The sequence below is a fragment of the Pseudomonas sp. Bc-h genome, assembly GCF_002080045.1.
Taxonomy (GTDB): Bacteria; Pseudomonadota; Gammaproteobacteria; order Pseudomonadales; family Pseudomonadaceae; genus Aquipseudomonas.
On the sequence record NZ_MUIN01000003.1, the window covers coordinates 110,934 to 133,414 of the forward strand.

The 22,481-nt window shown below is 57.5% G+C and carries 15 protein-coding genes; 2 read left to right on the forward strand and 13 right to left on the reverse strand.

Annotated features, from left to right (window positions below):
• Window positions 1-50 precede the first annotated feature (50 nt).
• A complete protein-coding gene (locus BWR59_RS05280; RefSeq protein ID WP_081564601.1) occupies window positions 51-2,693 on the reverse strand; it encodes a glucosidase in 2,643 nt (880 codons plus the stop codon).
• Between the two features lie 268 nt (window positions 2,694-2,961).
• Here BWR59_RS05280 and BWR59_RS05285 point away from each other — a divergent pair, with 268 nt between their 5' ends.
• On the forward strand, window positions 2,962-4,074 hold the full coding sequence (locus BWR59_RS05285; protein ID WP_168184453.1) for an acyltransferase: 1,113 nt from the start codon (window positions 2,962-2,964) through the stop codon (window positions 4,072-4,074).
• A gap of 126 nt (window positions 4,075-4,200) precedes the next feature.
• Here BWR59_RS05285 and BWR59_RS05290 read toward each other — a convergent pair whose 3' ends face one another.
• The gene (locus tag BWR59_RS05290) at window positions 4,201-4,923 is read right to left on the reverse strand and encodes a WecB/TagA/CpsF family glycosyltransferase (protein ID WP_081564603.1); all 723 of its coding nucleotides are present in this window, start codon (window positions 4,921-4,923) and stop codon (window positions 4,201-4,203) included.
• Window positions 4,924-5,135: 212 nt separating this feature from the next.
• Between BWR59_RS05290 and BWR59_RS05295 the strand changes: the two genes are divergently transcribed.
• Window positions 5,136-6,185, forward strand: coding sequence for a glycoside hydrolase family 5 protein (locus tag BWR59_RS05295; RefSeq protein WP_081564604.1), 1,050 nt, complete (start codon window positions 5,136-5,138; stop codon window positions 6,183-6,185).
• A gap of 1 nt (window position 6,186) precedes the next feature.
• On the opposite strand, the gene BWR59_RS05300 is transcribed toward BWR59_RS05295, so the two are convergent.
• The 11 genes from BWR59_RS05300 to dnaA form a co-directional block, all read right to left on the reverse strand.
• The gene (locus BWR59_RS05300; RefSeq protein WP_081564605.1) at window positions 6,187-7,467 is read right to left on the reverse strand and encodes a hypothetical protein; all 1,281 of its coding nucleotides are present in this window, start codon (window positions 7,465-7,467) and stop codon (window positions 6,187-6,189) included.
• Between the two features lie 56 nt (window positions 7,468-7,523).
• Window positions 7,524-8,465 carry a glycosyltransferase family 2 protein gene (locus tag BWR59_RS05305; RefSeq protein ID WP_081564606.1) on the reverse strand — a complete coding sequence of 314 codons (942 nt, stop codon included), beginning with the start codon at window positions 8,463-8,465 and terminating at the stop codon, window positions 7,524-7,526.
• Between the two features lie 74 nt (window positions 8,466-8,539).
• Complete coding sequence (locus BWR59_RS05310) at window positions 8,540-9,913, reverse strand: oligosaccharide flippase family protein (protein ID WP_081564607.1); 1,374 nt, start codon at window positions 9,911-9,913, stop codon at window positions 8,540-8,542.
• A 27-nt stretch (window positions 9,914-9,940) separates the two neighbouring features.
• Window positions 9,941-11,335 (reverse strand): undecaprenyl-phosphate glucose phosphotransferase, encoded by a 1,395-nt coding sequence (locus tag BWR59_RS05315; protein WP_081564608.1) that lies wholly within the window; start codon window positions 11,333-11,335, stop codon window positions 9,941-9,943.
• 90 nt (window positions 11,336-11,425) lie between these two features.
• Window positions 11,426-13,600, reverse strand: a complete 2,175-nt coding sequence (locus BWR59_RS05320; protein ID WP_230981965.1) for a polysaccharide biosynthesis tyrosine autokinase — start codon at window positions 13,598-13,600, stop codon at window positions 11,426-11,428.
• Between the two features lie 59 nt (window positions 13,601-13,659).
• The gene (locus BWR59_RS05325) at window positions 13,660-14,157 is read right to left on the reverse strand and encodes a polysaccharide biosynthesis/export family protein (protein WP_230981971.1); all 498 of its coding nucleotides are present in this window, start codon (window positions 14,155-14,157) and stop codon (window positions 13,660-13,662) included.
• Window positions 14,158-14,251: 94 nt separating this feature from the next.
• Window positions 14,252-15,412: an outer membrane beta-barrel protein gene (locus tag BWR59_RS05330; protein WP_230981966.1), complete on the reverse strand. Its 1,161-nt coding sequence runs from the start codon at window positions 15,410-15,412 to the stop codon at window positions 14,252-14,254.
• Window positions 15,413-16,095: 683 nt separating this feature from the next.
• On the reverse strand, window positions 16,096-18,513 hold the full coding sequence (gene gyrB / locus BWR59_RS05335) for a DNA topoisomerase (ATP-hydrolyzing) subunit B (protein WP_081564611.1): 2,418 nt from the start codon (window positions 18,511-18,513) through the stop codon (window positions 16,096-16,098).
• 4 nt (window positions 18,514-18,517) lie between these two features.
• Window positions 18,518-19,621, reverse strand: coding sequence for a DNA replication/repair protein RecF (recF, locus tag BWR59_RS05340; RefSeq protein ID WP_081564612.1), 1,104 nt, complete (start codon window positions 19,619-19,621; stop codon window positions 18,518-18,520).
• Between the two features lie 14 nt (window positions 19,622-19,635).
• Window positions 19,636-20,739: a DNA polymerase III subunit beta gene (gene dnaN / locus BWR59_RS05345; RefSeq protein WP_081564613.1), complete on the reverse strand. Its 1,104-nt coding sequence runs from the start codon at window positions 20,737-20,739 to the stop codon at window positions 19,636-19,638.
• A 35-nt stretch (window positions 20,740-20,774) separates the two neighbouring features.
• On the reverse strand, window positions 20,775-22,310 hold the full coding sequence (gene dnaA / locus BWR59_RS05350; protein WP_081564614.1) for a chromosomal replication initiator protein DnaA: 1,536 nt from the start codon (window positions 22,308-22,310) through the stop codon (window positions 20,775-20,777).
• Window positions 22,311-22,481 lie beyond the last annotated feature (171 nt).

Genomic DNA, 22,481 nt, shown 5'->3' on the forward strand with positions numbered 1-22,481 from the left:
TGGCCCGGCGAGTGACTCTGCAACGACTTCCCTGTGAACGGTCGGCCAGCTTACGCCTTCGGCTGCAGCAACAAGGCGACCAGCGCGCTCCAGCCTGTCTGATGAGAAGCCCCGAGTCCACGGCCGTTTTCGCCATGAAAATATTCGTGGAACAACACCAGGTCGCGGCTTTGCGGGTCTATTTCAAGCTGTGGGTACCCTGCCATTGAAGGGCGGTTTCCTTCTTCGTTGCGTAGGAAAAGGCTGTTGATTCGACGGCTGAGTCCGTCAGCCACTTCCTCAAGTGTTGCCAGATAGCCCGAGCCGGTCGGGTATTCCACGGAAAAGTTCTCGTCATAGTAGCGATGAAACTCACGCAGCGACTCGATCAGCATGTAATTCAGCGGCATCCATACCGGCCCGCGCCAGTTGGAGTTGCCGCCGAACAGCCGTGAACTGGATTCCGCCGGCTCGTAATCCGCCGACAACGTATTGCCATTGATCTGCATGCTGAACGGCTGTTCGCCGTAAAACCGAGACAACGAACGCACGCCAAAGCCAGAAAGAAACTCGCTTTCGTCGAGCATTCGCTTGATCAGATCCTTGGTCCGCTGCCCGCGCAGCAGTGCGAGCAGCAGGCGATTGCCTTTGCCCGGTTCGGTCCAGCGTGAGATCAAGGCGGCGAGATCCGGCCGGTGATGCAGGAAACCCAGCAGACGCTCGCGCAGATCTTTCAGGCCTTCGTGTTCGCGCTGCTCGAGCACGCGTACGGCAAACAATGGGATCAGGCCGACGAACGAGCGCAGCTTCACGGATTCACGAAGGCCGTCCGGGCGGTGCAATACGTCATAGAAAAAACCGTCCTCATCGTTCCACAGGCCTTCGATTTCTTCCTTGTCCACCTCGTTGATCGCGCCCGCTATATAAAGGAAGTGTTCGAAAAACTTCACCGCGATGTCGACATACACCTCGTTGTGTTGAGCGAGCTCCAGCGCAATACGCATCAGGTCCAGCGCATAGCCGGCAACCCAGGCAGTGCCGTCGGCCTGATCCAGTTGATAACCGGGGGCGAGGGCGGCTGAGCGGTCGAACAGGCCAATGTTATCCAGCCCGAGAAAGCCGCCTTGAAAAATGTTGTGGCCTTCAGCGTCCTTGCGATTGACCCACCAGGAAAAATTCAGCAGCAGCTTGTGGAAAACCCGTTCGAGGAACACCACGTCGCCCTGGCCTTTTTGCGTCTTTTCCATCTGGTAGACCCGCCACGACGCCCACGCATGAACCGGCGGATTCGCGTCATCGAAGCGCCATTCATAGGCCGGGAGCTGGCCGTTGGGGTGCATGAAGCGGTCTTTGACCAGCAGCAACAACTGATCCTTGGCGAACTCGATATCGATCAGCGCAAAGGCCACAGCCTGGAACGCCAGATCCCACGACGCATACCAGGGGTATTCCCACTTGTCCGGCATGGAAACGATGTCGAAATTGCACAGATGTCGCCACTGGTTGTTGCGGATATGTGAGCGCCCCGCAGGCAACGGGCCTTGCCCCGGATCCCCGTCGAGCCAGGCTTTGACGTCGAAATAGTACAGTTGCTTGGACCACAGCAGCCCGGCCAGTGCCTGACGTTGCACGTTACGGGCATCGGCATCCTTCAGGTCTTGCTGCAGCACGCCGTAATAATCATCCGCCTCACTGCGGCGACGCTCGAACAGCGCCCTGGCATTCACATGGTCGGAGCCTGCCGGTGCAAAACGCAGATAAACCATCTGCGTGGCGCCGCTCTCCAGCGCCATCACAAAATGCGCGGCAACCTTGGTCCCCGAGTCACGGCTGATCGCACCTGCATTTCCCGCCACGAGCCAGTCGTTGATGCCGTCCTTGAATAGCCCGGTCGCCGGTTGGTTGAATAGCTTCGGCGTGTTGGTGCTGTTTTCGCAGAACAGCCAATCACAGGTTTCGTGGCCCCACGCCGTCGCTTCTTTATTTGCCAGCAACGGGTGAACCGCCAGCACCCGGTTATCCACACGCGACAGGGCTGGGCGCTCGGTTTCAGGGGCCCAGCTCCAGATGTTGCGCGCCCACAGTTGAGGGAGCACATGCAGGCGCGCCGCCCGATCGGAGCGGTTGACCACCGTGACTCGCATGAAGATATCGTCGGCAGTGTGTTTGGCGTATTCGATGCTGACGTCGAAATAATGGTTGTCGTTGAATACCCCGGTATCGAGAACCTCGTACTCAGGGTCGTCGAGCCCGCGCCGCGCGTTTTCCTCTACCAGATCGCTATAGGGAAACGCCGCATGAGGGTATTTGTAGAGCATGCGCATGTAGGCGTGGCTCGGCACGCCATCCACATGGAAATACAGCTCCTTCACATCCTCGCCGTGATTGCCCTCGGCGTTGTTCAAACCGAACAGGCGCTCCTTGAGAATCGGGTCGCGCTCGTTCCACAGCGCCAACCCCAGGCACCAATGCTGCGATTTGTCGGAGAACCCGGCCAAACCGTCCTCACCCCAGCGGTAGGCACGACCGCGGGCGTGATCGTGGGGAAAAAAATCCCAGGCATCGCCGTCTGCGCTGTAGTCCTCACGCACCGTGCCCCACTGACGATCACTCACATAGGGCCCCCATTCACGCCATTGCGCAGCACCATCGCCCTCAAGGCGCTGACCTTCGACGGTTTGCTGCAGCGTGTTGCGGGCAGATTCGGCAGGCATGTTCATTTCCAGAAATCAGGTTGAATGGCTGACAACCGACGCTCGTTGCAAGAAATCTATCGAGTGGCGCCTTTGGTCAAATTTTTGGCAAGCAGGTTATTCACGGGTCGATTAGTGATGGCAATTAGACGCTGTACATGGCCGGTGTATGGTTCCAGCGTGGAACCACATTTCCTGCCTCTTCGGTATTGCGCGTTGTTCGGGACGTGAAGCATCACAGCGGTGAATGGATCGGAACGTTGTTGCCCTGATCGCGGGCGGAGGCGATATGAATACATTGGGTGATCTGGCGTCCAGACGAAACAATAACTTCAACCTGATCCGGATGCTCGCCGCCACCGCCGTGCTGATTTCGCACAGTTATCCATTGGCTCAGGGCAGCACCGCAGTTGAACCGCTCTCCAGCTGGCTTGGCCTTTCGCTGGGCGAACTCGCAGTCATCACCTTCTTTTGCGTGTCCGGTTTCTTCATTTCCCTGAGCCGGGATCGCGCGCCCAGCAATCTGGATTTCTTCTCCGCGCGCTTTCTGCGCATCTATCCCGGCCTGACGCTGGTCCTGCTGCTGAGCGTGTTTCTGGTCGGGCCGATCTTTACGACACTGGGTACGCTGGAATATTTCCGCTCCGGTGCAATTTACAGCTATCTAAGCAACAACCTGATGCTGTTCAGCATGAAATTCCAGTTGCCGGGTCTGTTCGAAAACAATCCATGGCCGGGCATCAACGGCTCGCTGTGGACGCTCATCTATGAAGTCACGCTCTACATTCTTGTGGGCGGATTGGGGGCCTTCGCGTTCTATGGGAAAGGCCCACGCTTTGCGGTTTTTCTGCTGGTGTACGCGATTGTCTACGTCGCTTTCAAAGCCATGCTGGCGAACACCGAGCTCCTGAACGAACTGCATCGCGCACAATTCTTCTTCACCTGGAGCCTGCCATTCGTGCTCGGCATGGCGCTGTATAGGTATCGGCAGCACGTCCAGCATCGCTTCATCTGGTTCCTGCCACTGGCAGCGCTGGCAGGGTGGGCCTATCAGACGCCCTTCTTTTTCGAGTGCTTCGTCATCGCCTGGACCTACCTGATTTTCTACCTTGGTTTTGCCACCAACAGTTTTGTGGATCGCTACAACCAGTTGGGCGATTATTCGTACGGTGTCTACATCTACGCTTTCCCGGTTCAGGAAATCCTCGCGCATCAGGTCAAAGGCATCGGTCCGATCAGCATGATGCTGGTGGCATTTCCAATCGTGCTGATCGCCGCGATGTTCTCCTGGCACTTCATCGAGAAACCGGCGATGGCGCGCCGGCATGGTTTTGCTGCACAGCTCGGCGCGTCATTCAGCGGTCTGAAAGCTTGGGCCGGCATGCGAAAAGGCACGGTCTGAAACGCAAAAACCCCGAGCGACTGGCATCGACCGGGGTTTCTGGTTGAACTGATGAACCAATATCGGGCTATCAAAGCTGGCCCATGCAAGAAAGTGCTTAGCGTTCTGACGTGAACGCAAGGTGCCCTAACGATTGCGGAACTGCCGAGCGATGATCGGCAGTATGCGGTAGGCATCGACTGCGTAACGTCGACCCAGCCGTCTGGGCTCGGTACACAACCGATGCAACCACTCCAGCGACAAGCGTTGTACCCATATCGGAGCCCGCTTGACCTTGCCCGACAAAAAATCGAGCGACGCGCCTGTGCATAAACCGATGCCCGTGGCGCCGCCCCGTTTGAACAACGCGCAGGCGAGAATTTCTTGGCGAGGAGAGCCCACGGAGAAGAACGTCATGCGCGAGCGTTGGCGCTGCATGAAGGCAATGCAGCGCTCCACCTCCTCGGGGTCATTGATGAACCCCATTGGCGGGTTGTAGTGATGAAAGGTCACGGAGGGGTAGTTTCTTTTCAGAGTCGCGACGACGTCCCTTTCGCATCCCAGAACCGTCACCGGCCACTGCCTGAGTTGCGCGATATTCATCATCGCGCGCGTCAGCGTACTCCCGGGAATCGGCTCGGCGATCCCGGCGTCCAGACGCTGCAGCACCGGAAACAACACGCGGCTGTCGCATAATCGATGCCCTGCGTAGCGATAGGCTTCTCGGAACTGTTCGTCATGTTCGAGCAGCACGATGTGATTGACGTTGGCGGTTACCAGGTACTTGAAAGGTGCGTCACTGAGCTTGATCAACTCGTCGATGAGCTCCCGTTGTCGTCCACGATAGAACTCGATTCCAAACACTTTCATAGGGCGGGCTCCTGCTAATGAATAATCGCGTGCAGAGCCGAACCACACTGAACATCAGCGCGATAACGGCGAATGCGACCCTCTCGAGGACCAGCGGTAAGCATCAGGAGCGACGTAACAGGCAGGCAGACGTAACGCCCGCGTTGCTTGAACAACACGAATTCCGTTCGGGAGTCTTACGTGGTGAAAACACGGCGAGGTTGAGTCGCGCTATGAGGTGGTTGCGCAAGTCGGTGCTGGCCGGCTTGTCGCTGACTGTCATTCAGGGAATGTGTGTGACTGCTCAGGCCGCGTCCCTGCCGATGGTGTTGATCAACGTTTCGGGGGCGGAGTCTTCGGACAATGTGTTTCCCGGAGTGAACGGCACGCACTACTTCTTCCCCAGTGAAGGGTATTTCGCTCGCTGGAAAGCCAAGGGCATACGCACAGTGCGCTTTCCATTGAAGTGGGAGCGGTTACAGCCAGTGTTGGGCGGTGGGCTGGATGCCACATATGCCGGGTTGATAGACAAGATGCTCGTGCAGGCGAACCAGCAAGGCATCGGCGTGATCCTCGATGTGCATAACTATGCTCGGTACCGGGGGCAGGTGATTGGCAGCCGGCAGGTGACGGTCGACCATTACCGGAATTTGATGCAGCGCGTTGCCGAGCGCTGGCATGACGCGCCGGCACTCTATGCGTACGACTTGATGAACGAGCCCCATGATGACTCCGACGCCAGCTGGCCGCAGGCCGCGCAGGCGGGAATCGACGCGATTCGTCAGACAGACTCAAAACGGCTGATCATTGTCGAAGGTCGCTCCTGGTCCAGTGCCGAGCGCTGGCCCCAGTACAACGACGCCTTGCTGCCGCTGAAAGACCCGGCGAACAACATCGTGTTTTCCGCACATCTGTACATGGATCAAAACGGCAGCGGTGTGTACAAGGACGCCAAAGGCACGCCGATCGATCCGGATATCGGCGTGCGTCGAGTAAAACCTTTCATCGAATGGCTGCAGAAGAACGGTCGACGCGGGCAGATTGGTGAGATGGGCTTTCCCGACAACGATCCGCACTGGAACGAAGCGGCGGATCGTCTGCTCGGTTTTCTGCGCCAGCATTGCGTGCCGGTGGCGTACTGGACCTCAGGTGAAAGCTGGGGGCGCGAACCCATGAACCTGGAACCCGTCGACGGCCGCGACCGGCCGCAGTGGCAGGTGCTGGCCAAATATCTGGAAGCGCCGAAGTGCACGGATTACGGGCCTGCGCCGGCCCGCCGTTGAATCATCGGTGCTGTTGAAGCGGCTGGCGATAGCTGTGCTCTGGGGCAACTGAATGCCGACGAGATTCGTTGCTCAATACCGAGGCCCGTGCAAAGTACACGAATGCTGCAATCGCAAACCCGGCCAGGTCGCCGCCGTACATGATCGAGGTGGACAGGAAGAAGTTGAGCGCATTGAGCAGGAAATCCAGTTGCAGCGCACTGAGCAAATCGCCCTTGCGCCGACACTGGCGCATGATTCGCCAATAACCGAAGTAGTAGAACAGCGCGACGATCGGGGTGAGAAAGCCAAAGCGGTAAAGCACGCCCAAAAGGCCCACGTCGGACAGATAGAAGTACGCGCTGTACAGCCGCGCGAAGCCGTTCTGCCACTGCAACGACAACGCGCCCATTCCGATGTAGTAATTCTGCTGAATCTCTTGCAGGACAATGTCCGAGGTCGTGGCCCTCACACCGCCTTCGCTGGTCGCCTCGAAGAGCAAGGCATTGAATCTCTCGTATTGGTCGGTGAAGAAATCCGGGACGATGAAATACGCCACCGCCACGATGGCGACCACGGCGACGCCCGACTTGAGCAAGACACCCCAGCGGCTGCGAAAGATCCACAGCCCGGCCAGTGCCCAGACCAACATGGTGTTACGGGTCTGAAGTACCAGCCACAGATACGATGCGAACAGCAGTAATAGTGCGACCGATGCCAATGAGTAGTTCCGTCGCAGGCGATACATCAGCATGTAGGCACACACGCTGACGTACGCTGCGCCGACACTGAAGCGGTTGGGCCGCAGCGGATTGAGCCCGTAGTCCTTTTCATCGACGGTGAAAGCGACATCATTGTTTTCCGGCAGGATCCCCAGGTAATACAGGTAACCGACCGTCACGCACGCAAGGCCAGACACCAGAAAGAAGCGCTCCAGTTCCTCCTGTGTGGGACGCGCTTTGATCATCAAGTACAGGGCCGGGAAGAACAGCAGATACAGAAAACTGCGACGCTCTTCCAGCAGACCGAACAGCACCGGCTGACCGAATTTGGCATTGGCCAGACATGCCGACAATAAAGGCAGCAGCAAGCCAAAACACACTACCCAGAACGCCGCCCTGGATTGATGCGCACGCCTCCAGACCAACAACAGGGTCAAAGCTGACAGCACGATCGCCACGATGAACATCTCGCGCAGATAGGGCAGGCCGGCTTTTTTGTTGTCGGTGAGAAACAAGCACGCCGAGTTCAGGAAGAGCAGAATGAACAACAGCGTCCGATAGGAAAGGAGCCTTCTGGTCACAGCGAAATACCTTCGTCGGTGAAATCCCGGAGCAGGGGAGAACGAGCGTTGATTCGTCAGTGCCAGGAGAACGCGAAACCCTCGCTGATCCCCTTGAGCCCATAGCGGATGTTTTTCGGACTGCGGCTGTTCTGCAAAACGGTGATCGACGCCAGTGCCAGCGACGACACCACGCAGCAGGTGGTCGAGTGAAATTTGCGGTTGTACATGATCGCAGCGCGGTTCCGATAAAAGTGGAACAAGTGGCTCTTACCCTTCGTGCTGCCACTGTCGCCATGCCGGGCAAAACTGTCCAGCGACACCTGACAAGTGATGCCGCGCGTCGCGGCTCGACGCTGCCAGTCGACCTCTTCGGAGTACATGAAATAGCGCTCGTCCATCAGCCCGACCTGTTCGATGACCCGGCGCGACACCAGCATCGAGGCGCCCATCAGGTAGTCCGGGGTCGGTAGATCCAGAGTGGAAAGCTGTGCGCGCTCGGCATTCTTGCCAATCAGCCGGGTCTTGCCGAGCCAGGGATAAACCGTGCCGCCACCGACGCATTGCACGATGTCCGGGTTGTCGGCATAGACCAGCACCGAGGCACTGAAGCCGCAGCGTGGATCGCTTTCCATGGTTGCCATCAACGCTTCCAGCGAGCCGGGCTCGACCGTGATGTCGTTGTTGAGTATCCAGAAATACTCGTAGCCGGCGCGGTTGGCGTAGTCGATGCCGACGTTGTTGCCACCGGCATAACCATGATTCCCGTTGTTTCTGATCAGGCAATAGGCGTACTTGCGCGCCTCGTGGCCAATCTCGTCCTGGCTGGTGATCAACGTCTCGTCGGTGTCCTGGTCGAGCATGAAACTGTGCAGCTTCTGGTAATCGGCAACCTGTGAATCGTTGTCGATGATCACCACCGGGATAGACCCGCAGGCTTCCAGCGAACGGATGCAGTCGAGCGTTTGCTCGGCACCGTTCCAGTTGAGGATGATCGCGCAAACCTTGTCAGTGTTCATGGAAGAGATCCTCAGGAAGGACAGACAAACAGCAGACGTAGCTGCCGCCCGATAGCTGAAAAATCATTTTTGAATCAGAGCTGTTCTTGGCACAGCCGGCGATGCCAGCGTCGGGCTTCAAACAGCACGATGACGATCATCGACAGGTTGATCAGGACATTGGCCGCCGCAAACGCCATGACCACGGCCAAGGCGTCCTTGAAGAAAAACGCGCCAGCCAATACTGCTGAAATCCGCAGGCTGGTGCTGACGATCTCGAATACCAGAAAGATTTTCTGCAATGAGAGGGCGGGAATCGCGACCAGACAAGGGCCGCCGATAAACCCCGCGAACTCGGATATCGCCAGCCAGCGCGCGTATTCGCCAGCGGTTTCCCATTCACCGCCGAAGGCCAGATGAAACATCCAGGGCCCGGCAATGACCAACGCGGCAAATGGAACCAGCCCGGCCAACGACATGCCTGCCACACCGCGCACCAGCAATCCGGCCACCGGCTCGCGGGCGTGGATGGCCTGGGTGATACGCGGGTAATAAACGCTACCAACGGCCTTGCCGATGAAGTTGCTGGGCATCGCCAGCACTTGCAGGCAAAGCGCAAAAAAACCGGCTGGCACCGCACCGAAAGCCGATGCCAGCACCAGCGTGGGCATGTGCACCGAGAGCGCATTGATCAGGACTTGCGGCGCACGAAACAGCGGAAAATCCCGGTACTCGGCAGCCAGCTGACGCAGGGTTTTGCGTGGTTCCTCAGTGACTTCGGGAACGATGTGAGCGCGAGCCAACAGGCTGGGTTCGCGTCGTAAACGTATGCCGATCAATAACAAAGCGCCGTGGATAACGTAGTAGAGCGCACTGGTCACCACCAGCACAGGCGCCGTGGCAAGGATGAGACCGGCGCCACTGCGGGTCGCGTTGTAGATCAACGCATGCAAGGTCGCCGCACGCGCAGTCAGCTTGTAGCGCTGGTTGCGATATAGCCACTGCTGCGTGATCTCCAGCACTGCCGAGCTGAACATGACAATCGGCAACAGCATCAAGTAGGGGATCAACAGTTCGATGCCCAGTGCACGAGACGCTGCCTCACCCCAGCCATACAAGAGCAAGGCCGTGACACCGCAGATCGCCGCCGCCACCCACAACGACAGACGAATCAATCCACGGGCATCGCGTTCGGACTGCGGTAACACGACTGCCATCGGATATGTCAGCGCGCACCACGGGATGAGGATGATCGTCAGGCTTTGAAACGTGCCGACCACCCCGAACGCCTCGGGGCCGTAGATGCGCATGATCAGCGGAATCAATGCCAGGTTGATTGCCTGGGCGCCAGCACTGCCGGAAATCGTCGTAACGATGTTGCGCACCAGCTTCGCCCGCCACAGTTGCCGAACCGCGCCACGCCATCCCGTGCCGGGCAAATCGTTGGCGGTCAATTCGGGATCTGCCATGCCCATCTCCTTCGCGTGACGCGGCGCTCAATAGATATTGCGTGAGAATAGGGTAAAAGGCGTTTTCACCAGGATCTTGAGGTCGAGCCACAGCGACCAGTGATTGATGTAGGCCAGATCCTTTTCGATCCGTTGCTGCATCTTCTCCAGCGTCTCGGTTTCCCCCCTCAGACCGCTGATCTGAGCCAGCCCGGTGATCCCCGGTTTGATCCGGTGTCGGGCCATGTAGGCCATGATCTTGTCCCCGTAATAGTGATTATGGGCGACTGCGTGGGGACGTGGTCCGACCATCGCCATTTCCCCGCGCAACACGTTGATCAATTGCGGCAACTCATCGATAGACGTACGGCGGATGAACGCTCCGACGCGGGTGATGCGTGAGTCATGCTGTGTTGCCTGCCTGACCTCGGTATCGTCATGAAGGCGCATGGAGCGAAACTTCCACACCATGATCACCAGCCCATTACAGCCATGGCGTGGCTGGCGGAAGAACACCGGCCCCGGCGACGACAGCTTCACTGCAAGCGCCACCGCAAGCATCACCGGGAACAGGATGATCAACGCCACCAGCGCCAGGCCCCGATCAAACAACTCCTTGCCCAAGGCTGCCGCCGGATGGGAACTGAGCGGGGTCTCGTTCAGGTAGATCGCGGGGAATTGTTCGATCTGGGAAATGGACTGATTGAGCAGCATCATGCTGCTGAAATCGGGAATCCACACCACGTCGACATTGAGGTCGAGCAGGGCCAGGTAAATGGCCTCGATTTGCGCCGCCTTGCTCAGCGGCATGGCGATGTACACGCGCCTGATGCTGTCGCGTGTCACCAGATCATTCAGGCCGGGCAGGGTGCCGAGCACAGGTAAATCACTGTCGTGTGCAATGTGCTCAATCGCCTCATCGCCGGTCGATACCATCCCGAGTATGGGCACCCGTTCGCGCAACCGTTGCGCCAGGCTATACGCCAACGGGCAGGTACCGACAATCACGGCAGTGCGTTCGTAACGCAGCCAGCGGGCGTGGAGGTTGGTCAGATAGCGCAGGGGCAAATAGCTGCACGCCTGCGCCAGGAAGCCGAAAATGGCCATTCTCACCAACAGATCCTGATCGAGGTCGACGTACTCCAGACAGACCAGAACCACCGCCGACAGCGCCCCCATCAGCAACGACCACGCCGCCAGCAAACGCAGCAGGCCCAGACCATAGCCGTAGCGTTTGTGGTACACATGCAGCGCCGTGTAGATGGGCACCGAGGCGAGGACAGCGAGCAGCAGGAGCACTCTGTATTCGGTAGCGATGTAGCCAAACTGGTCAAATACCAGCAGGCAGATGACAAGAGTCGACAGGACCGTGGCACTTGACCACTGGGCCCAGAACGTCAAGCCCCTTCGATTGACCGAAGGATGTAAGCGTCGAGCAAGCATGGTGATACTCCCAAGCGTTCGTCGCATGGCCTGTAAGACGTTGCCCAGGCTGAGCTGATGATTTCCTTTTAGCGACCTTCGCCGTTCCCGTTACACCTTTGCCTGATAGGCCTCGCCCGGCAGATAGCCGTAATAGCCCTGATGGTCGTAGCGCGCGTTGATCGCCGAGACCTGGTTGAGGATGACGCCGATCACAGGCGCGCCGTTGCGCAGCAGTTGCCCGACCCCACGCTGTACCACCGGTGTGGACGTACTGTCAGATTTGACGACGTAGAGCACCGCATCGGCCAGAGCGCAGAGCAACGCCGCATCGCTGACCGAATGGCTGGCAGGGGAGTCGATGATGATCCTGTCGTAACGCGGCCTGGCCCAATCCAGGAAGCTGGTGAAGCGTGGCGACGCCAGCAACTCCAAGGGGTTGGAGGGCACCGCCCCGGCGGGCAGAACATCCATATCGCCCACCTGTTGAATGCACTCGCCGCTGCGCGCGCTGCCGTCGACCAGATTCGCCAATCCTATCTGGCCATTGCTCAGACCCAGATTCTTGGCCAGTGTCGGTCGCCGAAGATCTGCCTCGATCAGCAACACCCGCTCCAGCCTTCCCAGTGCGCAGGCCAGGTTGACCGCGATAGCGCTTTTGCCTTCTCCAGGAACGGAGGAGGTGATCACCAGGACATGACGGCGGCTTTCGATATCGCTGAGCATGACCCCGGTGCGTGTCGTTCTAATGGCCTCACTAAACGCCGTATCGTCGTTGCGCTCGAATTGCCGTGCGATGCGTGCCCGGTTTTTCTTCTGCACCAACGGCACCACACCAAGAACAGGCAGGTGCATTTTCTTCTCGACGTCTTCCGTGGATTTAACGGTGTTCTTCATCGCATCGCGCAACAGCGACAGCGCGCAAGCGAAGCCAAAAGCCAATGCTGCGGCGATTGAGAAGATCAGCGACTTGCGTGGCGTGTTGGGTTGCAGAGGCGTGATTGCCTCATCGACGATGCGCGCATTACTCGAACCCAGGTCTGCGGTAGCGGTCGTCTCTCTCAGCCGATTGACGAATGTCTCGTACAGAGAGCGGTTGCTGTCGACGTCGCGCTGCAGTTCGCGCAGCTTGAACTCCTTGCGCGAGATGTCCTGAATCTGCGCGCGGCTGGTGTTCACCGACGCCCGCAGCGCATTCTCGTTCGCTTGCGCCAGCTGGTAATTGTTCTGCAGGCCAGCCACCACCTGATTGACCTGAGTCGCCATGCTCGCCTTGGCCGCAGCCAGATCGGAACGCGCGGCGATCATCTTCGGATGACGGTCGCCGTAACGTCGCGACAACTCGTCGACCTTGGCCTGCGCCTTCGCCACATCGGCCTGGAACTGCTGAATCACCGGGTTATTGATAACGGCGGGAATCGTCGAAAGCTGACCGGCACTCTTGCCGCCGATGGACTGAACCTGCTGGTATTGGCTCTGCGCTTCGGCGCGCTCACGGCGCGCATCGATCATACGATCACTGGTCTTGGCCAACTCGTTGGCAGTGATCGTGGTCACGCCACCAACATCCACCAGACCCTGCGCATCGCGATACACCTGAAGCTTGTTCTCCGACTCCTGCAGCTGCGTGCGCAGTTCGATCACTCGCGTATCCATCCAGCGGCTGGCGGTGAGCGAATCATTGACCTGTGCATCGAGTCGGCTGTCCAGATAACCACGAGCCAAGGCGTTGGCGGCAGCGGCGGCGGTCTGCTTGTCCTTGAGTGTCACGCCAATGGTCACCAACTGGCTCTTACCGACCGAGCCCACCGAAGTGTGTTCCATCAATTCCATCACCGCTGCATCGAATATCTGCGTCGGCGTCAACGCTTCACCTTCGCTCCAGCTGGCGGGAAACAATCCCGGGCTCAGGGACGAGACCAGTGATTTCAGACGGGTCATCAGGTATGGCCGCTGGCGCGGATCGAACTCGGGATGCTCAGTCAGGTTCAGCTCTTTCACCGCACGCTCGGCCACTCCACGGCTCTGGATCAGGCTGATCTGGGTCTGCAGATAGTCACTGGTGGGATTGTTCGGATCGGCAAGTGGCTGGAATGAAATGAGCGACGCACCCTTTGGCTCGATTACCAGCGATGCCACGGCGCGATACACCGGGGTGATCGTCTGCATCAGTACGGCCGCCAGAAGGACCGCGACGAGGGTGATGGTCAGAATGCTCCATTTGCTGGCCCATAGCGTCTGTCCGATTTTGCGCGAGTCGATGAAATCCCTGTCCTCATCCGGCATGCCTACGGAGTGACGTGAGATCTCGTTCCGCCTGCTGCTTATGCTGATCTGGCCCATGGTCAAAAGAACCCCTGATCGATGTTGATGGTGTCGCCTGGTTCAACCAGCGTGTTCAGCGATGCCTTGGCAATGCTTCGACTCGGGTCGGCCCCTCGAATGATGCTGATGCGCTTGTCCGACGCCCGCTCGGTGAGGCCGCCGGCGACAGCTATCGCTCGGTCAAGCGTCAGCCCCGGCTGAAACGGGTAGCCACCAGGCAGCTTCACTTCGCCACTGATGTAGAACTGGCGATAGGTGAGCACGCTGACCGACACTCTCGGGTCCACCAGATAACCGTCCTTGAGCTTGCTGGTGATCAGCTTTTCAACCGCTGTCGGTGTCAGCCCTTTGGCATTGATTTCGCCAATGAACGGGTAAGAGAAAGTGCCCGCGTCAGTCAGTCGGATCTCCTTGAAACTCAAGTCCGATTCGCCGAAGACGTTGATGTTGATGACATCGCCTGAACTGAGCTGGTACTGCGCTGCAGCGAACAGAGGCGCGCTGCAGAGCCACAGCATCGTGGCGATCAGGATTTGACGGACAGTCATTGGGACAACCTCCTTTACAGAAATGGAACGGGTCGTGACGGACCCACTGCGGTGCAGCTGAATCTCAAAGGGTCAGGGCGAACGTCAGCATGTACACGTTGCGCGTGTAGGTCTGGTCGTCCAGATCCGAATCGTTTTTCCAGCGCTGGTAACCCAGCGAGATATCCGCCCAGCGCGTGGGCGAGTAGATGACTGAGGCGCCGTAGGTGTTGAGCTTGTCGTCTCGGCCACCAACGCCCAGGTATTCAAGATCGGCGTAGCGGTAGTGAACGTCAGTGGCGATCCAGGGTGACCAGGTGTGCCGCCATCCCAAGCGTGTGCTGGTGTCATGCACGGTGTTCGCGCCATCGTCGCCTTCTTCGAAGGACTTGCGCGCGTTGACGTAGAACGTGGAGTAGGTACGCGGTTTGTACTCAACGTTGGCTTCCCACGTCGGGCTGCTGTAATCGTTGACGTCGCTGTTGTCGAAATTCTTGCGCTCATAGCCGACACGCACGCTGCCGCTGAGCTTGGCGGTGATATCTCGGGTGACTCCCACCAGTGCGGCATCCCCGGTGCTGTTGCGCGGGCTGTTGCTGATCACATAATCGAAATCACTGTGGCGCAGTTCGACAAGACCACGCGTGCTGCCACCGAGCCGGTGATACCAAGTGCCTATGTAAGTGGTGGTGTCATGTTCCTTGTCGTCGTTGAGCGTGCCGCTGTTGCGATAGCGCAGCTCCTGATACTCGGCTGAAACTTCGATCTGGTTCAGGGCGGTCCGGGCGCCGTAGGTGTAACCGACCTTGCCGTTCTTCAGGGTGTACTTGTCGTTCTCGCGAGGCTCGGCGGTCTGCACGGTGTCCTCAGCGCGGCGATAACCAAGTTCGAGATTCAGGCGGTTTCGTGAATCGAACTCCATGACGCTTTTGCCCTTGAGCGCCTGATCGACATGGTCGGCGTCGGCATGATCCTGATAAGTGCGGCTGTCGACCGCGTATTCCAGTTGATAACCACTGGTACGAGTCTGGGTTTGCAGCAGGAACGTCGGGCGCACGGAAGTTATCCAGGAGGATTCCTCGTGGTCCGGCAGCGTTCGAAAGTTGTCGTCGTACTGCTCGCTGACCTTCAGGCTCGGAGTGAAGTCAAAACCACCCAGTTCAACACTCTGCGGCTTGCCTTCCATAGCGGCCAGCGGAAAAGGGACGACCACGAGCAACGTCAGGAGATTTTTCCGGTTGATCATTCACGCATCCTTTTCCGCGCCAGGGCCAAAAAATGGATAGAAAAAATGGCAAAACAAAGCCGCAGACCGTCCGGATGTTCACCGGTGTAGGCCATAGAGATGTCGGGGATTTTTGCCGGGCACTGACCCCAAAGCGTGAAGAGGGCAGGTGGCACCTGCGAGCCAGTGTCTGGCGACAGGGGTACAACAGGCAGGAACAAAAATTTTGGTATAGCTACCGCACCGAGTTGCCTCGGAAGTGGCAAACCAAAAGGGGGGTTCACATCAACCATGCGCAATGCGGGGGCGCGTGGATAAAACGATGACTGCTGATGCCGTCACGACTTCAGTCGCGTCCGGGGGTACTGCGTCGACGACCATTGGTTGCGTCGGGACAGATAACTGTCGCCGTCGGCATCGCTCGACGGTCTGAGTATGCGCAAGGTTTGTGACTTGTGTGAGTCTATCGACCAACGGTCTCCAATTGCGTATCACCCGCGAAACACCCGAACGTACGATTGTGAGTTCCATGAAACAGCATCTCTTGGAAACCGCGTCTGAATCGGCTGTCTATGGAATGGAGCAATTCCTCTGTTAGAGATTTGAAGCTGCCAGGCGTCCATTCAAGATACAGAAGCTTGAAAATAAAAAACCCCGGCCGATGATGAATCGGCCGGGGTTTTGTTTTTCAGCGGTTTTAAACCTTAGAAATCCAGGTTTGAAACTGCCAGCGCGTTAGCTTCAATGAAGTCGCGACGTGGCTCTACAGCGTCACCCATCAACGTGTTGAAGATCTGATCGGCAGCGATCGCGTCTTCGATGGTGACTTTCAGCATGCGACGAACGCTCGGGTCCATAGTGGTTTCCCACAACTGGTCAGGGTTCATTTCGCCCAGACCTTTGTATCGCTGAATGGTATGGCGTTTGGTACTTTCAGCCATCAGCCAGGCGAGGGCTTCCTTGAACTCAGTGACTGGCTTCTTGCGCTCACCACGTTGAACGTACGCGCCTTCTTCAAGCAGGGTGCTGATCTGTGCGCCCAGTGCGGTAACGGTCTTGTAGTCGTTACTGCCGAAGAAATCGCGGTTGAACGTGACGTAGTTGGACAGACCGTGCGAAATCAATTCGACCTCTGGCAGCCAGACATTACGCTCGCGGTCTTCACGCAGGCTGGCTTTGTAAACCAGCCCTGACTTCTCGCCCACGCGCAGACGCTCGTCGAATTTGGCCAGCCAATCCTGCATGGCGGCGTGATCCGAAAGCTGATCCATCGACACTGGCGGCAGGTACACGAAGTGCTCGGTCAGCTCCTGCGGGTACAGGCGCGAAAGACGCTTGAGGGTTTTCATGACCATGCGGAAATCATTGACCAGTTTTTCCAGCGCAGGACCGGAAATACCAGGTGCCGACTCGTTCAGATGCAGGCTGGCGTCTTCCAGAGCCGACTGCGTCATGTACTCTTCCATGGCGTCGTCGTCTTTGATGTACTGCTCTTGCTTGCCTTTCTTCACTTTGTACAACGGCGGCTGAGCGATATAGATGTAGCCACGCTCGACCAACTCAGGCAACTGACGGAAGAAGAAGGTCAGCAGCAGCGTGCGGATGTGCGAACCGTCCACGTCAGCATCGGTCATGATGATGATGTTGTGATAACGCAGCTTGTCGATGTTGTACTCATCGCGGCCAATCCCGCAGCCCAGCGCGGTGATCAAGGTCCCGACTTCCTGAGACGAAATCATCTTGTCGAAGCGGGCTTTTTCAACGTTCAGGATCTTGCCCTTGAGCGGCAGGATGGCCTGGGTCTTGCGGTTACGTCCCTGCTTGGCGGAACCGCCAGCAGAGTCACCTTCCACCAGATACAGTTCGGAAAGGGCAGGGTCTTTCTCCTGGCAGTCAGCCAGTTTGCCCGGAAGGCCGGCAATATCCAGAGCGCCCTTACGACGAGTCATCTCACGCGCTTTACGTGCAGCTTCACGAGCACGCGCGGCGTCGATCATCTTGCCCACAACCGCTTTGGCTTCGTTCGGGTTTTCCAGCAGGAAGTCAGAGAAGTATTTACCCATCTCCTGTTCAACTGCGGTCTTCACTTCGGACGACACCAGCTTGTCTTTGGTCTGCGAGCTGAATTTAGGATCAGGTACTTTAACCGAGATGATCGCGGTCAGGCCTTCGCGCGCATCGTCACCGGTGGTGGCGACTTTGTGCTTCTTCGCCAGACCTTCCTGCTCGATGTAGTTGTTCAGGTTACGCGTCAGTGCGGAACGGAAACCCACCAAGTGAGTACCGCCATCGCGCTGAGGAATGTTGTTGGTGAAGCACAGCAAGTTTTCGTTAAAGCTGTCATTCCACTGCAAAGCAATCTCGACACCCACGCCATCGTCGCGCTGGATGTTGAAGTGGAAGACCTGATTTACCGGCGTCTTGTTAGTGTTCAGGTACTCAACGAATGCGCGCAGACCGCCTTCATATTTGAACAGTTCTTCCTTGCCGCTGCGCTCATCCTTCAGGACGATGCCGACACCGGAGTTCAGGAACGACAGCTCACGAATCCGCTTGGCCAGGATGTCCCAGCTGAAGTGGATATTTTTGAATGTCTCGGCGGAGGGTTTGAAATGGATTTCAGTACCGGTGGAATCGCTGTCACCAACGATTTTCATCGGTTCCTGCGGAACACCGTGGACGTAAGTCTGCTCCCAGATCTTGCCACTGCGGCGAACGGTCAGATTCAGCTCTTCGGAAAGGGCGTTCACCACCGACACACCTACACCGTGCAATCCGCCGGATACCTTATAGGAGTTGTCGTCGAACTTACCGCCGGCGTGCAACACAGTCATGATGACTTCTGCCGCGGAAACGCCTTCTTCTTTATGCACATCCACCGGAATGCCGCGACCGTTATCGCGCACGGTGATGGATTCGTCAGGATGGATGATGATGCTGATGTCGTCGCAATGGCCAGCCAAAGCTTCGTCGATGGAGTTATCCACCACCTCAAACACCATGTGGTGAAGACCACTGCCATCGTCCGTATCGCCGATGTACATACCGGGACGCTTGCGTACGGCATCAAGCCCTTTCAGCACCTTGATGCTGGACGAGTCGTACGTTTGATTTTCGCTCATGCATTCACTCCCGATGGTCGTGGGTCTGGGTGATACTGCCGTGTTCCACGTGGAACAAAGCAACTGGCGTTTCCGTCTGCCAGCCTTCCCTCAACAATTCATGATCTACACAGGTGATAAATACCTGGCAGCGTAATTCTTCCAGCAGGCGACAAAGCGCGCTGCGGTGATGCTCGTCGAGCTCCGATGGCAGATCATCGACGAGATAAATACATTGCCCGCGGCGGGCCTGGCTGACCAAATGTCCTTGAGCAATACGCAGCGCACAGACGACAAGTTTCTGCTGACCGCGCGACAGGATGTCCGCTGCGTTATGACCTCCTAGCCGAAGCCTCAAGTCAGCACGCTGTGGTCCTGCCTGCGTGTGCCCCATTTGCTGATCGCGATGGAGAGAAGAGGCGAGCACGGTGCTCAAGTCTTTTTCTTTGTCCCAACCGCGGTAGTAACTGAGCGTCAAACCTTCAAGCTGTACCAGTTCGCTCAAGGTTTGCTCAAAGACAGGTTTCAAAGCCTTGATATAGGCCCGGCGAAATTCATCGATTTCATCACTGGCCAGGCACAGTTCCCGGTCCCAGGCCGCCTGCGAAGCGCCGTCAAGTGTACCATGCCGAAGCCACGAGTTTCGCTGCCTCAGCGCCTTCTGGAGACGCTGCCAAGTGGCCATGAACCGAGGTTCCACGTGGAACACTCCCCAATCCAGAAACTGCCGACGGATCTTCGGCGCGCCTTCAAGTAAACGAAAGCTGTCTGGATTGATCAGCTGCAATGGAAGGGTTTCGGCTAATTGTGCGGCGCTCTTCGCGTTCTGACCGTCAATGCGAATTTGAAAGTCACCCTGACGATCACGGGAAATACCCAGATTGCTGTGACCACCTTCAGCCAATTGGACTTGCCCAAACACCGTGCAAGCGGGTTGTTCATATTGGATGACAGGCTGCAGACGAGCGCTACGAAATGAGCGGGCGAGGCCAAGCAAGTGGATGGCTTCCAGGACACTGGTTTTGCCACTGCCGTTGGCGCCGTACAGGATATTGATTCGGGGAGAAGGGGAGAAGGTCACCGGGTGCAGATTGCGCACCCCGGTGACCGAGACGCGACTGAGAGACATCTAATGGCTGCTGGTTACAGGCGCATCGGCATGACAACGTAAGCCGAATCGTCGTTGCCAGACTCTTGGACCAACGCGCTGCTGTTGGAGTCGGAAAGGATCAGACGCACTTGTTCGGTGGTCATCACGCCCAGTACGTCCAGCAGATAGCTCACGTTGAAACCGATCTCCAGCGAGCTGCCGTTGTAGTCGACGCTGATTTCCTCCTCAGCCTCTTCCTGCTCAGGGTTGTTGGCCTGAATCTTCAACTGACCGCTCGCGAGTTGCAGACGAATGCCGCGGTACTTCTCGTTGGACAGAATCGCCGTGCGACTGAACGCTTCGCGCAGCGCCTGACGGTCGCCAACGACCAGCTTGTCACCACCCTTGGGCAGGACACGCTCGTAATCCGGAAATTTACCGTCTACCAGCTTGGACGTGAAAGTGAACTCACCAGTGGTGGCGCGAATGTGATGCTGACCAAGAACGATGCTTACCAGACCATCCTGTTCGGTCAGCAACCGAGCCAGCTCAAGGATACCTTTGCGTGGAACGATCACCTGATGACGATCGGCCTGCTCGATGTCCGCAGCCATCGAACACATCGCCAGACGGTGGCCATCGGTGGCGACTGCACGCAATACACCGGACTGGACTTCGATCAACATACCATTCAGGTAGTAGCGAACGTCTTGCTGCGCCATGGCAAAGCTTGTGCGTTCGATTAGGCGGCGCAGTTTGCTTTGCACCAGGTTGAACGTCAGCGAGCCAGGGCCTTCTTCAACGGTCGGGAAATCGTTGGCAGGCAACGTCGACAGCGTAAAGCGACTGCGACCGGCCTTAACGACAAGCTTTTGCTCGTCAACCTTGATATCGATGAGCGCATCGTTCGGCAGGCTTTTACAGATATCCATCAGCTTGCGCGCGGGGACAGTGATTTCCCCGGGCTCCGCAGGCTCTTCCAGCTGCACACGACCAACCAGTTCGACTTCCAGGTCGGTGCCTGTAAGTGACAACTGCTGGCCTTCGACGACCAACAACACGTTCGAGAGAACCGGCAAGGTCTGGCGGCGTTCGACAACGCCCGCGACCAGTTGCAGGGGTTTCAACAGGGCTTCGCGTTGAATGGTGAAATGCATGGTCTAGTCCCTTGCCTTGATAAGCTGCGTCGGCATCACGTAGTCAAAGTACGCAGCAGGTTCTTGTAGTCCTCGCGGATATCCGCGTCGGATTCTTTAAGTTCGTTGATTTTGCGGCAGGCATGCAGCACGGTCGTGTGGTCGCGGCCGCCAAACACATCGCCGATTTCCGGCAAGCTGTGGTTGGTCAGTTCTTTGGACAACGCCATGGCCACTTGCCGTGGCCGCGCGACCGATCGGGAACGACGTTTCGACAAAAGGTCGGAGATTTTGATCTTGTAGTACTCAGCGACCGTCCGCTGAATGTTATCCACACTGACCAGTTTGTCCTGCAGTGCCAGCAAATCCTTGAGCGATTCACGAATCAGCTCGATGGTGATATCACGCCCCATGAAGTGCGAGTGAGCGATGACTCGCTTGAGCGCGCCCTCGAGCTCACGGACGTTGGAGCGGATGCGCTGCGCAATGAAGAACGCAGCGTCATGGGGAAGATCAACCTTCGCCTGATCCGCCTTCTTCATGAGAATGGCGACCCGCGTTTCAAGCTCTGGAGGCTCGACCGCAACAGTCAGACCCCAGCCGAAACGCGACTTGAGGCGCTCCTCAAGACCTTCAATCTCTTTTGGATACCGGTCGCTGGTGAGAATCACCTGCTGACCACCTTCCAACAGGGCGTTGAAGGTGTGGAAAAACTCTTCCTGAGAACGCTCTTTACGGGCGAAGAACTGAATATCGTCGATCAGCAGAGCATCGACCGAGCGGTAGAAGCGTTTGAATTCATTGATCGCATTCAGCTGCAGCGCCTTGACCATGTCCGCAACGAAACGCTCCGAATGCAGATACACAACCTTTGCGTTCGGATTCTTCTTGAGCAGATGGTTACCCACAGCATGCATCAAGTGAGTCTTACCCAGACCAACACCGCCATAAAGGAACAGCGGGTTGTAACCATGCTTTGGGTTGTCCGCCACCTGCCAGGCCGCTGCGCGGGCCAGCTGGTTGGACTTACCTTCAACGAAGTTTTCGAAGGTGAACGTGCGGTTCAGATAACTGGTGTGTTTAAGCGCACCCTCAACCTGTACGTTGCGCTGCTCCGCCCGCGCTGGGGCCTGCTGAGAACTGGCACCTGCCATAGGGTCGAAACTTGCGCGCGAAGGCTCGTCATCGACATCAAGGGATGCCTGCACGACTGAAGGGGGCGCCACCACCGGCTCCGAAACCGACGCAGGCGAACCAGCGCCATTACTAACGACACTTTGAGCAGCCTGGGAAGCTGCGGCGGCAGCGGCCAAAGGGGCATTGGGTGCAGCACGAGGCGCAGAACTTCGTTTGCTGCCTATTAATAAGGACAGGGCAGGTGCGATGCCCTGGCCATGCTCACCCAAAAGCTCGAGCAGACGACCGAGGTACTTTTCGTTTACCCAGTCGAGCACAAATCGGTTAGGCGCATAGACACGCAACTCGTCGCCTTCGGCTTCGACCTGTAGCGGACGGATCCAGGTGTTGAATTGTTGGGCAGGCAGCTCATCGCGCAAAAGCTCCACGCACTGCTGCCAAAGTTCCACTGACACGGATATCCCCTAAGTTTCGAAAGCCGGTGAGGCAAAAACAAGCGGCCATTGTAACCACCCCCAGCAGACTTATCCACATGTAGGTCGCTTAGAGGCGCATCGAAATCAAGCTTTTATCGATCCGAATGCCGACGAACGGCATGTGAATAAGCTCTGTGGATAACTGGGGGT

Excerpts from the sequence above, each read along its gene's own strand:
- BWR59_RS05290 (WP_081564603.1), bottom strand. The coding sequence starts at position 4,923 with ATGAAAGTGTTTGGAATCGAGTTCTATCGTGGACGACAACGGGAGCTC.
- BWR59_RS05320 (WP_230981965.1), bottom strand. The coding sequence starts at position 13,600 with ATGCCGGATGAGGACAGGGATTTCATCGACTCGCGCAAAATCGGACAG.
- dnaN (WP_081564613.1), bottom strand. The coding sequence starts at position 20,739 with ATGCATTTCACCATTCAACGCGAAGCCCTGTTGAAACCCCTGCAACTG.
- gyrB (WP_081564611.1), bottom strand. The coding sequence starts at position 18,513 with ATGAGCGAAAATCAAACGTACGACTCGTCCAGCATCAAGGTGCTGAAA.
- BWR59_RS05280 (WP_081564601.1), bottom strand. The coding sequence starts at position 2,693 with ATGCCTGCCGAATCTGCCCGCAACACGCTGCAGCAAACCGTCGAAGGT.
- recF (WP_081564612.1), bottom strand. The coding sequence starts at position 19,621 with ATGTCTCTCAGTCGCGTCTCGGTCACCGGGGTGCGCAATCTGCACCCG.
- BWR59_RS05305 (WP_081564606.1), bottom strand. The coding sequence starts at position 8,465 with ATGAACACTGACAAGGTTTGCGCGATCATCCTCAACTGGAACGGTGCC.
- BWR59_RS05310 (WP_081564607.1), bottom strand. The coding sequence starts at position 9,913 with ATGGCAGATCCCGAATTGACCGCCAACGATTTGCCCGGCACGGGATGG.
- BWR59_RS05325 (WP_230981971.1), bottom strand. The coding sequence starts at position 14,157 with ATGCTGTGGCTCTGCAGCGCGCCTCTGTTCGCTGCAGCGCAGTACCAG.
- BWR59_RS05285 (WP_168184453.1), top strand. The coding sequence starts at position 2,962 with ATGAATACATTGGGTGATCTGGCGTCCAGACGAAACAATAACTTCAAC.
- BWR59_RS05330 (WP_230981966.1), bottom strand. The coding sequence starts at position 15,412 with ATGATCAACCGGAAAAATCTCCTGACGTTGCTCGTGGTCGTCCCTTTT.
- BWR59_RS05315 (WP_081564608.1), bottom strand. The coding sequence starts at position 11,335 with ATGCTTGCTCGACGCTTACATCCTTCGGTCAATCGAAGGGGCTTGACG.
- BWR59_RS05295 (WP_081564604.1), top strand. The coding sequence starts at position 5,136 with ATGAGGTGGTTGCGCAAGTCGGTGCTGGCCGGCTTGTCGCTGACTGTC.